This window comes from Rhodococcus sp. OK302 (genome assembly GCF_002245895.1).
GTDB lineage: Bacteria > Actinomycetota > Actinomycetes > Mycobacteriales > Mycobacteriaceae > Rhodococcus_F.
The window spans coordinates 3,168,806-3,182,423 of record NZ_NPJZ01000001.1; the positions used below are offsets into that span (position 1 = coordinate 3,168,806).

A 13,618-nucleotide genomic window follows, 5' to 3' on the forward strand; every position below is an offset into this window, starting at 1 on the left:
CGCCAATCGGATCAGGCCTGCTTTGCGGCCACAAAATCGGGGCGACGCTTCTCGACAAACGCGTCGACGCCTTCGCGGCCGATAGGACCGTTGGCGGCACGCGCGATCGAAGCGGCTTCGGCATCGAGTTGCTCGGAGAGCGTGTTGGTGCGTGACGAGCGCAACAGTTCTTTGATGCCGGAGTACGACGAACTCGGTCCGTGCGCGAGGGTACGGGCGAGGCGGAGGGCTTCTTCTTGTACTTCGTCGTCGCCGACAAGACGCGTCAGGATGCCCAGGCGTACCGCTTCGTCGCCGCCGAGGACGGAATCGTTGAGCAGGATCTCGCGGGCGCGTGCTGCACCGACGATGCGGGGGAGCGTCCAGGACATTCCGCCGTCCGGGGTGAACCCGATCGAGGGGTACGCCGGGCGAAGTTTGGTGCTGGTGCCACCGATGGCGACATCGGCGAGGCAGACCAGACTCATACCGGCGCCCGCTGCCCAGCCGTGAACTCCGGCAACAACCGGAGCTGGTGCGGCGTCCAGCGCACGTACGAAGGTGTGGAATGTCCGGGCAACCTGGCCGACGTATTCGCCGCGATCCGGCGCCGACGCGAAGGCTCGAACGTTGCCGCCGGCGCAGAAGTTGGCGCCTTCGCCGACCAGGAGAATGCTGCCGACGTCGTTGCCGAGAGTTTCCAGAGCTCGAGCGCCCTGTTCCATGCCCTCGCCGTCGAGTGAGGTGCCGTTGGCGGCGGTGGAAATGGTGATGCGGAGAACGCCCTCGTCGAGCGTCACTTTGCTGAGGTCATCGATGGAAGTCACCTCAAGCACATTACGGGTGCTGTGCGCGCCTACTCACAGGGGTATCGCCGGGTGAAGCAACCTGCAGAAACAGCTCTGCCCCCGACACTGGAAGTGTCGGGGGCAGAGCTTGCAATTATTGTGCTCGGGCAATCAGCCCCGAGCGACCTTGCCTGCCTTCAGGCAGGAGGTGCACACGTTGACCTTACGGGTGTTACCCGGGGCAACCTCGGTACGAACAGACTGAATGTTCGGGTTCCAGCGACGATTGGTTCGCCGGTGCGAGTGCGAGACCGACTTACCGAAGCCGGGCCCCTTGGCGCATACGTCGCAGACGGCAGCCATAGTCGCGAACTCCTTGTTAGAAATGAATATTGAAGTGGTTACCCTACAGTGCAGGGCGGCCGGAATAACAATTCGAATATACGCTGTCGATGACTGCGATACCGAATCGGTCTTACGTCGCTCATTGTGTAGCTCATTGTGTAGTCGAACGTTGCAACAGTGAACACTGTTGTAGACAATGTGCCAAAAGCGCACGGTTTGCAGCAGTGTTTGGTGTAGCCCGTTCGAGGCAACCGTGTAACAGTAACTGTTGACCGGTGGATTGACCAAACCGGCTGCCGTGACGCCGTCTGCGGTGCCCGCCGGACTACCCTCGACGGCATTCGTCTGGTCTGTACCGAGGGGAGCTGTTCAGTGGGGGAAGTGCAGCGGCTGAGCACCGGTGGGACTGCGGGCGAGAGTGCGGACGGCCTCTTGTTGCGCCGGTGGGCGCGGCGCTCGGTCGATTGCCTGGAGACGCGGCGCGGAGAGATCAACAGCCTCAACGTCTTTCCCATCCCTGATTCCGATACCGGTACAAACCTTCTGTTCACCATGCGTGCTGCGCTCGACTCGGCTGAAGCGTTGGACGGTGACGTCACCAGTGCCGGTCGTATTGCCAACGCGCTTGCCCGGGGAGCGGTGTCGGGGGCGCGCGGCAACTCCGGCGTCATCTTGTCGCAGGTGATGCGTGGGATCGCGGAGACGGTGCGGGGCGACCGCATCGACGGCCACGACCTCGCAGTCTCCCTTCAGACGGCAACCACCCTGGCAACTCGGGCAGTCACGGATCTGGTCGAAGGCACCATCGTGACGGTTCTCCGGGCTTCGGGTGAAGCCGCCGCGGCGTGCGTCGGTGCGGACCTCGGTTCGGTGGCGCTCGTTGCGGCGGATGCGGCGGCGCAGGCGCTGATCAAAACACCGGATCAGCTGGAGGTCCTGGCGTCGGCGGGTGTCGTCGATGCCGGCGGGCTCGGGCTGGTGGTGATTCTGGACGCTCTGGTCGAATCCGTGACCGGACGTGCTCTCGATCGGACGGACCTCGGCGACCTCGGACCCAGCCCCGGGCTCATCGCCGATATCAGCAGGCTGGACCACGATTGGGCCAGGAAATCCGGCCCGGTCGAGTGTGGTGACGATTCGGCTCAGGACTTCGAAGTGATGTATCTCGTCGACGATTCGGACGACGATCGGATGGCAGCTCTGCGCACCAGGTTGGCGGTGATGGGCGATTCCATCGTGATCGTGAGTGACGGTTTCGGAGGTTGGTCGGTTCACGTGCACTGCTGTGATGCGGGTGCTGCGGTCGAGGCAGGCCTCGAAGCCGGACGAGTTCACGGGATTCGAATCAGCAGTTTTCTCGTGGACGAACGTGATCAGTTGGTGGCGCGTCGTGAGACGAAGTTCAGCGGTTACGACGCGCGTGGAGTGCTGGCCGTAGTCGCGGGCGACGGCGCGGCAGCGTTGTTCGAGAGCGAAGGCGCCTCGGTACTGCGGTGTGACGACGCCCCGGTGACCCGCGCTCAGTTGCTGGGCCGCATCCGGACGATGGACCGCAGCGAAGTGCTCGTACTACCGAACGGTGCGTTGAGTGCGCAGGAGTTGGTCGCGGTGAGTGCCGCCGCTCGTGACCCTCTTCACCAGGTGCTCCTGCTGTCGACGTCGTCGATGGTCCAGGGATTGGCTGCGCTCGCAGTGCACGACGGCAGTCGCAATGTCGCCGACGACGGATTCACCATGTCGGAATCGGCGGCGGCCACCCGCTGGGGCTCGCTGCGGATCGCAGTGGAACGGTCGTTGACCTACGTGGGCACGTGCGACCCGGGAGACGCCATCGGTTTGATGGGCCACGAGGTGGTGGTTATCGGACCCGACGTGGTGGCGTCGGCGTCACGATTGATCGATTTGGCCTTGGGGTCCGGCGGAGAATTAGTGACGCTTCTCATGGGCGCCGACGCGACGGACGGTTTGGCGGGGCAGTTGCAGGGGCACGTCGAGGCCACGTATCCCGGCGTTGACGTGCTTGTTTATCAGGGTGATCAGCCCGGAGACCTGTTCCAACTCGGCGTCGAGTGATTTTCTCTGTCGGTGGCAACTGGTAGATGAAGACCTGTGTTTATCGACAACCTGCGGAGGAATTGATGGCGACGCTTGCCGACGGGCTCGATCAGCTGCTCGGAAAGAAGACTGCGGACGCACTGGCCGAGGCCTTCGAGATCCGCACGGTCGAGGACTTGCTGCGCCACTATCCACATCGCTACGCGTCGGCAGGCAAGGGCCTGGCCGACAAGGAACCGCCGGAAGGTGAGCACCTCACGATCATCGCGCGGGTGGCGTCCGCGACGGTAGTGAACATGAAGAACCGGACCGGGCAGATGCTCAAGGTCTCGCTCACGACGGATACGCAGACGGTGGACGTCACCTTCTTCAACCCGTACAAGGTGAAACATGCCATCAAGCCGGGTGTGCGAGCGATGTTCTCGGGCACGGTCAAGTATTTCCGAAATAGTTGGAGCCTGACGCATCCCAGCTATCTGATTCTTCCGGAACCTCGTGCGGGGGAAGAAGATTCGGTTGTCCCGCTGAAGTCGGTCAAGGGTGCCGGCGACCTTGCGGGCCTGGCCCGGGCAAGTTCGGGTCCGGGTGCCGAACTCGACTATTCGATCTTCGAACGTGATTTCATCCCGCTGTATCCGGCAACCCGCGAGGTCGAGAGTTGGACGATCATGCGGTGCGTCCGGCAGATCCTCGATCAACTCGATCCGATTCCGGAACCACTGCCCTCCGACACTCTTGCCGAACACAAGTTCGTCGGTTTGGACGAGGCGCTGCGGACGGTGCATCTGCCGGATACCAAGGAAGACATCGAACGTGCGCGGGAGCGCCTGCGATTCGACGAAGCACTGTCGTTGCAGTTGGTTCTCGCGATGCGCCGACACGACAATTCCGAGCGGGTGGCACCGGCGTGTACGCCTGTCGCCGGCGGTATCGCCGAACAATTCGAGGAGATGCTTCCGTTTACTCTGACGGAGGGGCAGCAAGCGGTCGCGGCGGAAATCTCGGCAGACCTTGCCCGGACGCAGCCGATGAGCAGACTCCTGCAAGGCGAGGTGGGCTCCGGCAAGACAATCGTCGCGCTACGCGCAATGCTCCAGGCCGTCGACGCGGGGTATCAGTGTGCGCTGCTCGCGCCGACGGAGGTGCTGGCCAACCAGCACGCGCGGTCCCTGCGCGCAATGATGGGGCCGCTCGCCACCGGCGGCGAGCTGGGCAGCGCCGAGCACTCCACCCGCATCGCCCTGCTCACCGGCTCACTTCCGGTCGCGGCCAAACGCGCCGCGCTACTCGACGCCGTGACGGGTGACGCGGGAATCGTGATCGGTACGCACGCGCTCATTCAGGACAGCGTCGAGTTCTTCAACCTGGGCATGGTTGTCGTCGACGAGCAGCACAGGTTCGGCGTCGAGCAACGCGATCAACTGCGCTCCCGGGCCCGCGAGGGTCTGAGTCCTCACCTTCTTGTCATGACGGCTACGCCGATCCCACGAACTATCGCGATGACGGTGCTCGGCGACCTCGAGGTGTCGACGCTGCGCGAACTTCCTCGGGGACGGACACCGATCAAGAGCAGTGTGGTGCCGGCAAAACAGAAACCACAATGGGTGGACCGTGCTTGGGAGCGGATTCGTGAGGACGTCGCCGACGGACGTCAGGCATACGTCGTGTGCTCGCGGATCGGCGACGGAGAACAAGCGGTGGGCGAAGATCAGTTCACCGAGGAGAAGCAACCCGAAACCAAGTCTGCGGTGGACGTCTTCGAAGAGTTGTCGAGTGGACCGATGGCCGACCTGCGGGTCGGACTTCTCCACGGACGCCTACCGTCGGACGAGAAGGACGTCGTGATGAGCGCGTTCAACGTCGGCGACATCGACGTGCTGGTCTGCACTACCGTCGTCGAGGTCGGTGTGGACGTCCCCAATGCGACGGTCATGGTGATCGTCGACGCGGAGCGTTTCGGTGTGAGCCAGTTGCATCAGTTGCGTGGTCGAGTCGGGCGCGGAAAGCATCAGGGTTTGTGCATTCTGGTGACGGGAAGCAGCCCCGGCGGGCCGGCCTACGCACGGCTTTCTGCCGTTGCCGCCACCAACGACGGATTCGAGTTGGCGCAACTCGACCTCGCGACACGACGCGAAGGCGACATCCTCGGAGCGGCGCAGTCGGGTACAACGTCGAACCTGCGATTGCTATCGCTGATCGCGCACGGCGACATCCTCGAATCGGCCCGGGAGTTCGCTTCCGGAATCATCGAGCGCGATCCCACACTCGACGCGCACCCCGCACTCGCGTCGATGGTGACGGCGGCTCTGGACTCCGATCGGATCGAGTACCTGGAAAAATCGTGACGGGTATGACGCCAAGCTGAAAACGAATAGCAGCAGGACCACAGGGTTTTGTTTCTCGATTCAGTCCGAAATGTGAGATCCCGCCCGCAGGTGCCAAGTGAAATCAGGGTAGTTTTCTCCAATGTTCTCCAAAGTGCTCGTCGCGAACCGTGGCGAAATTGCGATCCGCGCCTTCCGCGCTGCCTACGAACTAGGTGCCGGAACCGTCGCGGTGTTCCCGTACGAGGATCGGAACTCGATCCACCGTCTCAAGGCGGATGAGAGCTATCAGATCGGGGAGAAGGGGCACCCGGTTCGGGCGTACCTGTCGGTCGAGGAAATCGTGGCCGCGGCACAAAATGCCGGTGCAGACGCCATCTACCCCGGCTACGGATTTCTGTCCGAGAACCCCGACCTGTCGGCAGCCTGTGCGGAGGCGGGCATCAAGTTCGTCGGCCCCTCCTCGGAGATTCTGGAACTGACCGGAAACAAGGCCCGCGCCATCGCTGCGGCGAAGGCGGCCGGCCTGCCGGTGCTCGCATCGTCCGAGCCTTCCTCCGACGTGGACGAACTGCTGGCTGCCGCCGAGAACATGACGTTCCCGATCTTCGTGAAGGCTGTTGCCGGCGGCGGTGGCCGCGGTATGCGCCGCGTCGCGGAACGTTCCCAGCTCAAGGAATCCATCGAAGCCGCTGCGCGCGAAGCGGAGTCGGCGTTCGGTGATTCGACGATGTTCCTCGAGCAGGCGGTCATCGATCCGCGGCACATCGAAGTTCAGATCCTCGCGGACGAGCACGGCAACGTCATTCACCTCTTCGAGCGGGACTGCTCCTTGCAGCGTCGCCACCAGAAGGTGATCGAAATCGCGCCGGCGCCAAACCTTTCCGAGGAACTGCGGGCCAAGATCTGCGCCGACGCCGTGGCGTTCGCGAAGCAGATCGGTTACACGTGCGCGGGCACCGTGGAGTTCCTGCTCGACAAGCGTGGCAATCACGTCTTCATCGAGATGAATCCGCGAATTCAGGTGGAGCACACGGTCACCGAAGAGGTCACCGATGTCGATCTCGTTCAGTCGCAGCTCAAGATCGCATCCGGTTCCACTCTCGAAGAGTTGGGTCTGACGCAGGACAAGATCAAGCTTCGGGGCGCAGCGCTTCAGTGCCGCATCACCACCGAGGATCCAGCCAACGGTTTCCGCCCGGACACCGGACGTATCACCGCGTACCGCACCCCGGGCGGCGCGGGCATCCGCCTGGACGGCGGCGCAACGTTGGGTGCCGAGGTCGGCGCCTACTTCGACTCGATGCTGGTCAAGCTCACCTGCCGTGGCCGTGACCTCGAGGCTGCCATCGCACGCGCCCGGCGCGCGGTTACCGAATTCCGTATCCGCGGCGTCTCCACCAACATCCCGTTCCTGCAGGCAGTTCTCGACGACGAGGACTTCCGCGCCGGCCGCGTCACCACCTCGTTCATCGAGGAACGCCCCCAGCTGCTGACACTGCGCAGCTCGGCGGACCGCGGTACCAAGATCCTCACGTACCTGGCTGACGTCACGGTCAACAAGCCTCACGGTGAGCGCCCGTCGGCGGTGTACCCGCAGGACAAACTGCCGGCAATCGATCTGTCGACGCCGCCGCCGGCCGGTAGCCGTCAGCGGCTGCTCGAACTCGGTCCCGAGGGTTTTGCAAAGGCCCTGCGCGCGCAGAAGGCCGTCGCTGTCACTGACACAACGTTCCGTGATGCGCACCAGTCGTTGCTGGCCACGCGCGTCCGCACCAGTGGTCTCCTCGGAGTTGCCGGTCACGTTGCGCGCTTGACCCCGGAACTGCTGTCCATCGAAGCGTGGGGCGGTGCGACTTACGATGTGGGACTTCGCTTCCTGCACGAGGATCCGTGGTATCGCCTCGCCGCACTGCGCGAGGCAGTTCCCAATATCTGCCTCCAGATGCTCCTGCGTGGCCGAAACACGGTGGGCTACACGCCATATCCGGAGAAGGTCACTCGCGCATTCGTGCAGGAGGCCACCGATACCGGCATCGACATCTTCCGAATCTTCGACGCACTCAACAACGTCGACCAGATGCGACCGGCTATCGACGCGGTCCGCGAGACCGGAACTGCGGTCGCCGAGGTGGCGCTGAGCTACACCGGTGACCTGTCGGATCCGAACGAGACGCTGTACACGCTCGACTACTACCTCCGTCTCGCCGAGGAAATCGTCAACGCCGGTGCTCATGTTCTGGCCATCAAGGACATGGCAGGACTCCTGCGTGCGCCGGCGGCTACCAAGCTCGTGACTGCTCTGCGCAGCAACTTCGATCTTCCGGTGCACGTGCATACCCACGACACCCCCGGCGGGCAGTTGGCGACGTACTTCGCGGCCTGGCAAGCGGGTGCCGACGCCGTCGACGGTGCTTCGGCCGCGATGGCCGGTACCACCAGCCAGCCGGCGCTCTCGGCCATCGTGGCCGCTGCGGCGCATTCGGAGTTCGATACCGGCTTGAACCTCAAGAACGTCTGCGACCTCGAGCCGTACTGGGAGGCGCTGCGAAAGGTGTACGCGCCGTTCGAGTCCGGGCTCCCGGCCCCGACCGGACGCGTCTACACGCACGAGATCCCCGGCGGTCAGCTGTCCAACCTTCGCACTCAGGCTGTCGCTCTCGGACTGGGTGACCGGTTCGAGGAAGTCGAAGCCAAGTACGCCGATGCGGACCGCATGCTCGGCCATCTGGTGAAGGTCACGCCGTCGTCGAAGGTTGTCGGTGACCTTGCGCTGCACCTGGTCGGTGCCGGCGTTCCGTCCGAGGAGTTCGCTGCTGATCCGGCCAAGTTCGACATCCCCGATTCGGTGGTGGGCTTCCTGCGCGGAGAACTGGGCACGCCTCCCGGCGGCTGGCCGGAACCGTTCCGCAGTAAGGCGCTCGAAGGCCGTGGACCGGCCAAGGCCGAAGCGGCGCTCTCGCCGGAGGACGAGGCTCTGCTCGAAGGTTCGTCGAAGGATCGTCAGGCAACGTTGAATCGTCTCCTGTTCCCCGGTCCCACCAAGGAATTCCTGGAACATCGCGACAAGTACGGTGACACCTCGCGGCTTTCGGCTAACCAGTTCTTCTACGGACTGCGACGCAGCGAAGAGCATCGGGTGGAACTCGCACCGGGTGTGCAGTTGATCATCGGACTCGAAGCCATCTCCGAGCCTGACGAGCGCGGCTACCGCACCGTGATGTGCATCCTGAACGGGCAGTTGCGTCCGGTCTCGATTCGCGACCGCTCGATCGCCAGCGACGTTCCGGTGGCCGAGAAGGCCGACAAGAACAACCCCGGACATGTTGCCGCGCCGTTCGCGGGTGTTGTCACGCTCGCCGTCGCCGTCGGCCAGAAGATCGAGGCCGGCGATACCGTCGCCACGATCGAGGCCATGAAGATGGAAGCGGCAATCACCTCGCCGCGCGCCGGCATCGTTTCCCGCATCGCGATCGGTGCTGTCCAGCAGGTTGAAGGCGGCGACCTCCTGGTCGTCGTGTCGACAGGGGAGAGCGCAGCAGAGTGACACGCATTATCGCCGGACTCGCAGGCGGTCGCCGTCTGCGAGTCCCGCCGGTCGGCACCCGGCCCACCTCGGACCGGGTTCGTGAGGCATTGTTCAGTGCACTCGAAGCGCGAATCGACCTTGACGGTTGCGCTGTTCTCGATCTGTTCGCCGGTTCGGGAGCCCTTGGCCTCGAAGCACTTTCGCGGGGAGCTGAGCATGTGATGCTCGTCGAGTCCGACGCAAAAGCTGCAGCTGTGATCAAGGACAACATGGCAACGGTCTCCTTGACCGGAGCGGTTCTGCGGGCCGCTCCGGTCGCAGCGGTGGTCTCGGGGCCGAGTGCGCGGGAATACGACATCGTCATCGCCGACCCGCCGTACGCAATCACCGACGAGGCCGTCATCTCGATGCTCGAGAATCTTCGGAGCAACAAGTGGGTGGGGGAGGGGACGATAGTCGTGCTCGAACGCTCGTCCCGCTCACCCGAGACTGCGTGGCCGGAAGGCTTCGAGGCTGTCAAGGCCAAGAAGTACGGCGAAGCCCGGATCGAACTTGCAACCTGCTACGGTCTGGACTCATGACTGGCGCCGTTTGCCCCGGATCCTTCGACCCCGTGACCAATGGTCACCTGGACGTAATCGGAAGAGTTGCTACGCAATTCGACGAGCTCGTCGTCACGGTGATGATCAACAAGAGCAAGCGTGGGATGTTCACCGTCGACGAGCGCATCGAGATGCTCGAAGACGCGACGAGCCATCTGCCCAACGTGCGTGTGAGTTCGTGGCACGGGCTTCTGGTCGACTACGCGAAGCAGGAAGGCCTCACCGCGATCGTCAAGGGCCTTCGCGGTGCCAACGACTTCGACTACGAACTGCAGATGGCTCAGATGAACCAGAAGCTCAGTGGCGTCGACACGCTCTTCGTTGCGACCAATCCCACGTACAGCTACCTCTCCAGCTCGCTGGTCAAGGAAGTCGCGACTTTCGGTGGCGATGTAGCCGACATGCTGCCCGCGAACGTACACACCCGGTTGCTCGCCCGTATCGCGGAACGTGCCGCCGAAAACAGCTGATCCCCGACACACCGCACCCGCACACACCTGGTGAGCCCATCTTCCGGCAAACTTGAAGAAGAACGGGCACAGGTTCATGTGAACCGGTGACGATGTGGGCCGACAGTGGCCGGTAAAGATTGGGGTTGCTTGTGTACCGGGTATTCGAGGCGCTGGACGAACTGGTCGCGATTGTCGAAGAGGCGCGCGGTGTCCCCATGACTGCCGGGTGCGTCGTCCCCCGTGGCGACGTGCTCGAGCTGCTCGACGATGTTCGTGACGCTATTCCGAGTGAGCTCGACGACGCTCAAGACGTCCTCGATCACCGTGACAAGTTGGTTTCGGACGCACGCTCCACTGCCGAAAAGACGGTCAGTAGCGCTAACTCCGAAGCAACATCGACGGTCGAAAATGCACGCGATGACGCCGATCGGATCCTTTCCGACGCGAAGGCCCAAGCCGATCGGATGGTTTCCGAGGCGCGCGCGCACGCCGATCAGCTGGTCGCCGATGCCGAGGAAGAAGCCGAACGTACCGTCACCGACGGTCGACGCGAGTACGACGCTGTCACCGGGCGGGCACGCACCGAGTCCGAGCGCATGATCGACGCCGGCAAGGCGTCGTACGACCGTTCTGTCGCCGAGGGAAGCGCCGAGCAGGCGCGACTGGTGTCGCAGACCGAGGTCGTCCAGAACGCGCATACGGAATCGGCTCGGGTGATCGATACCGCGCATGCGGAGTCCGACCGAATGCGTTCCGAGTGCGATCTGTACGTCGATACCAAGCTTGCGGAATTCGAGGAGTTCTTGAGCGGGACGGTGAGGTCCGTCGGCCGGGGTCGTCAGCAATTGCGGACGGGTTCCGGTGTGCCGGATTACCTCGATGAGGAGCGGCGCCCCGAGCGTCGACGCTGAATATCTTGTGAAGTAGAGGGGCTCATCCGTAAGGATGGGCCCCTCTACTTCTATCCGGATTCGGTCTGGCCTGCATTCTCGGGTATTGTTGAGTGGTTGCCCATCCCAGTTTCAACAGTTAGGTGAGTTCTCTTTGTCGAAGTATCGCCGCAATTCATCGCATCAGTCTTCTGATGTGGGATTTTTGCTGGACACGGTCAAGCTTGGTCGGCGTCCAGGGTCGATGCGCACCGTCGAGAGAACTTTTCCTTCCCCGAGCCGCGTCGGCCTCGATCTGATCGCGATCGAAGTAGGTTCGGACATAGATCTCGACCTTCGCATGGAAGCGGTATCCGAGGGCGTTCTCGTCACCGGTACCGTGCACGCACCCACTGCGGGTGAGTGCTCGCGTTGTCTGGAGCCGTTCACGAGTGTTGTGGACGTCTACCTCACGGAGTTGTTCGTTTACCCGGACAGCACCACCGAGGAGACAACGGAGGAGGGTGAGGTTTACCGGGTCGAAGACGAAGAAGTCGATCTGGAACCGGTCATCGTCGATGCAGTAGGACTGGCGCTTCCGCTCCAGCCTTTGTGCAGTGACGATTGCCTGGGATTGTGCTCAGAATGTGGCATTCGCCTGGCGATTGCGGAATCTGGGCATGGGCATGACATACTTGACCCTCGCTGGGCTGGTCTCGCGGCCAAATTTGGCGTGGAATCAAACACCAGTGAAAATCTTGTGATCACCGAAGCCGAGGAGAAGTAGAAGTGGCTGTCCCCAAGCGCAAAATGTCGCGATCCAACACGCGGTCGCGTCGTAGCCAGTGGAAGACCACTGCGCCCACCCTCGTTACCTGCCCCAACCGTGGCTGTGGCGAGAAGACCATGCCCCACATCGTGTGCCCGTCCTGTGGCACATACAAGGGCCGCCAGGTAACCGCTGCTGCGTAATTCTCCCCGGAGAATAACTATGACAAGCGACAATAAAGTTTCAGCCGTTGGCGGCGAGGGCAATCACGACACGCTCCTCGCCGCTATCGGCGTCGAAATAGAGCCCGGTCTTCTGACCCTGGCTCTTACTCACCGCTCGTACGCGTACGAGAACGGTGGATTGCCCACGAACGAACGTCTCGAGTTTCTCGGGGATTCAGTTCTGGGGCTCACCGTCACGGAAAATCTTTACCTGACCCATCCAGACAAATCCGAGGGCGATCTCGCGAAAATTCGTGCGAGCGTGGTCAACATGCACGCACTCGCCGAGGTTGCTCGGACTCTGGGTGAGGGTGGGCTCGGAGCGCATCTGCTGCTAGGCAAGGGCGAAGAAATGACGGGTGGCCGTGACAAGCCATCCATCCTCGCCGACGGCATGGAATCCATTCTGGGTGCCATTCACCTGCAGTTCGGAATCGACACCGCGCGACGCGTGGTTCTCGATCTGTTCGATGACCTTCTGACTCGTGCTCCGCTTCTGGGTGCCGGTTTGGATTGGAAGACGAGCCTCCAGGAACTGACCGCTGAGCACGGCGCCGGTGTTCCCGTCTACGAGATCACCGCTACCGGACCCGATCACGACAAAGAATTCACGGCCACAGTCCTCATCAGTGGCAAGCCTTTGGGCGTGGGTGTCGGTCGTTCCAAGAAGGAAGCTGAGCAGAAGGCAGCCAGCACTGCGTGGAAAGCGATGTCGGAGAAAGCATCCGAAGAAGCTTCCGACGCGATTGTTGTCACCGATCTTGCCGGCTGAGTTCCGCTTTGCCTGAACTTCCCGAAGTCGAAGTCGTTCGCCGCGGCCTGCAGTCTCATGCTGTGGGTGCGGCGATCGAGGCTGTCGAAGTTCTCCATCCCCGCGCTGTCCGCCGGCATGTTCTCGGATCCGAGGATCTGATCGGTCAGTTGACCGGGCAGACCATCGCTTCTGCCGAGCGCCGCGGAAAGTACCTGTGGCTGGTTCTGGAACCCGCTGGTGTCGGTGTAGTGGTCCATCTCGGAATGAGCGGCCAGATGCTGGTTCAGCCTCCGACTGTGGACTGGGAAAAGCACCTCCGTATCCGTCTGGCTCTGGATTCCGGGGCCGATCTTCGGTTTGTAGACCAGCGCACTTTCGGTGGCTGGTCGATCTCGCCGTTGGTGGAGGTCGACGGGACACTGCTGCCGGAATCGGTGGCACACATCGCCCGAGATCCCATGGACGCGGCGTTCGATCTCGAATCCGTCGTGACCGTCCTGCGCGGTAAGCACACCGAAATCAAGCGGGCGATACTCGACCAGACCGTGGTCTCCGGCATCGGCAATATCTATGCCGACGAATCCTTGTGGCGGGCACAGGTTCACGGCAACAGAATTGCTGCGAACCTGACCAAGCCGAAATTACGTGAATTATTGACCGCGGCCCACAGTGTCATGGGTGAAGCGCTCGAGCAGGGCGGTACGTCCTTCGATGCGTTGTACGTCAACGTCAATGGCGAATCCGGCTATTTCGACAGGTCACTGTCGGCCTACGGCCAGGAAAATCTTCCCTGCCCGCGTTGTGGTGCTCCGATCAGGCGTGAGAAGTTCATGAACCGATCGTCGTTCAGTTGCCCGCGGTGCCAGCCGGCTCCCAGAACGAAGCGTTAGGTCCGCGCACTTCTTTTTTGTCGGAGTGGCAAGATTGC

The 13,618-nt window shown here is 62.6% G+C and carries 12 protein-coding genes; 10 read left to right on the forward strand and 2 right to left on the reverse strand.

Annotated elements, in window-relative coordinates; translation table 11 throughout:
- Positions 1-11: 11 nt before the first annotated feature.
- Positions 12-806: an enoyl-CoA hydratase-related protein gene (locus BDB13_RS14560; protein ID WP_094274923.1), complete on the reverse strand. Its 795-nt coding sequence runs from the start codon at positions 804-806 to the stop codon at positions 12-14.
- A gap of 132 nt (positions 807-938) precedes the next feature.
- The gene (gene rpmB / locus BDB13_RS14565; protein WP_003942669.1) at positions 939-1,130 is read right to left on the reverse strand and encodes a 50S ribosomal protein L28; all 192 of its coding nucleotides are present in this window, start codon (positions 1,128-1,130) and stop codon (positions 939-941) included.
- A 354-nt stretch (positions 1,131-1,484) separates the two neighbouring features.
- On the opposite strand from rpmB, the gene BDB13_RS14570 reads away from it, so the two are divergent.
- From BDB13_RS14570 to mutM, 10 genes are all read left to right on the forward strand, one after another.
- Positions 1,485-3,185, forward strand: a complete 1,701-nt coding sequence (locus tag BDB13_RS14570) for a DAK2 domain-containing protein (RefSeq protein WP_094272261.1) — start codon at positions 1,485-1,487, stop codon at positions 3,183-3,185.
- 65 nt (positions 3,186-3,250) lie between these two features.
- The gene (gene recG, locus BDB13_RS14575) at positions 3,251-5,512 is read left to right on the forward strand and encodes an ATP-dependent DNA helicase RecG (RefSeq protein ID WP_094272262.1); all 2,262 of its coding nucleotides are present in this window, start codon (positions 3,251-3,253) and stop codon (positions 5,510-5,512) included.
- 121 nt (positions 5,513-5,633) lie between these two features.
- The gene (locus BDB13_RS14580) at positions 5,634-9,038 is read left to right on the forward strand and encodes a pyruvate carboxylase (RefSeq protein ID WP_094272263.1); all 3,405 of its coding nucleotides are present in this window, start codon (positions 5,634-5,636) and stop codon (positions 9,036-9,038) included.
- The gene (gene rsmD / locus BDB13_RS14585) at positions 9,035-9,601 is read left to right on the forward strand and encodes a 16S rRNA (guanine(966)-N(2))-methyltransferase RsmD (protein WP_094272264.1); all 567 of its coding nucleotides are present in this window, start codon (positions 9,035-9,037) and stop codon (positions 9,599-9,601) included. Before BDB13_RS14580 ends, rsmD begins: the two co-directional genes overlap by 4 nt.
- A complete protein-coding gene (gene coaD / locus BDB13_RS14590) occupies positions 9,598-10,092 on the forward strand; it encodes a pantetheine-phosphate adenylyltransferase (RefSeq protein ID WP_094272265.1) in 495 nt (164 codons plus the stop codon). Before rsmD ends, coaD begins: the two co-directional genes overlap by 4 nt.
- 131 nt (positions 10,093-10,223) lie before the next feature.
- Positions 10,224-10,985 carry a DivIVA domain-containing protein gene (locus BDB13_RS14595; protein WP_094272266.1) on the forward strand — a complete coding sequence of 254 codons (762 nt, stop codon included), beginning with the start codon at positions 10,224-10,226 and terminating at the stop codon, positions 10,983-10,985.
- A 184-nt stretch (positions 10,986-11,169) separates the two neighbouring features.
- Positions 11,170-11,730, forward strand: a complete 561-nt coding sequence (locus BDB13_RS14600) for a YceD family protein (RefSeq protein WP_094274924.1) — start codon at positions 11,170-11,172, stop codon at positions 11,728-11,730.
- 2 nt (positions 11,731-11,732) lie between these two features.
- Entirely contained in the window at positions 11,733-11,915 is a 183-nt protein-coding gene (gene rpmF, locus BDB13_RS14605) for a 50S ribosomal protein L32 (protein ID WP_094272267.1), read from the forward strand.
- A gap of 19 nt (positions 11,916-11,934) precedes the next feature.
- The gene (rnc, locus tag BDB13_RS14610; protein ID WP_094272268.1) at positions 11,935-12,708 is read left to right on the forward strand and encodes a ribonuclease III; all 774 of its coding nucleotides are present in this window, start codon (positions 11,935-11,937) and stop codon (positions 12,706-12,708) included.
- 8 nt (positions 12,709-12,716) lie between these two features.
- A complete protein-coding gene (gene mutM, locus BDB13_RS14615) occupies positions 12,717-13,580 on the forward strand; it encodes a bifunctional DNA-formamidopyrimidine glycosylase/DNA-(apurinic or apyrimidinic site) lyase (RefSeq protein ID WP_094272269.1) in 864 nt (287 codons plus the stop codon).
- Positions 13,581-13,618: the final 38 nt, after the last annotated feature.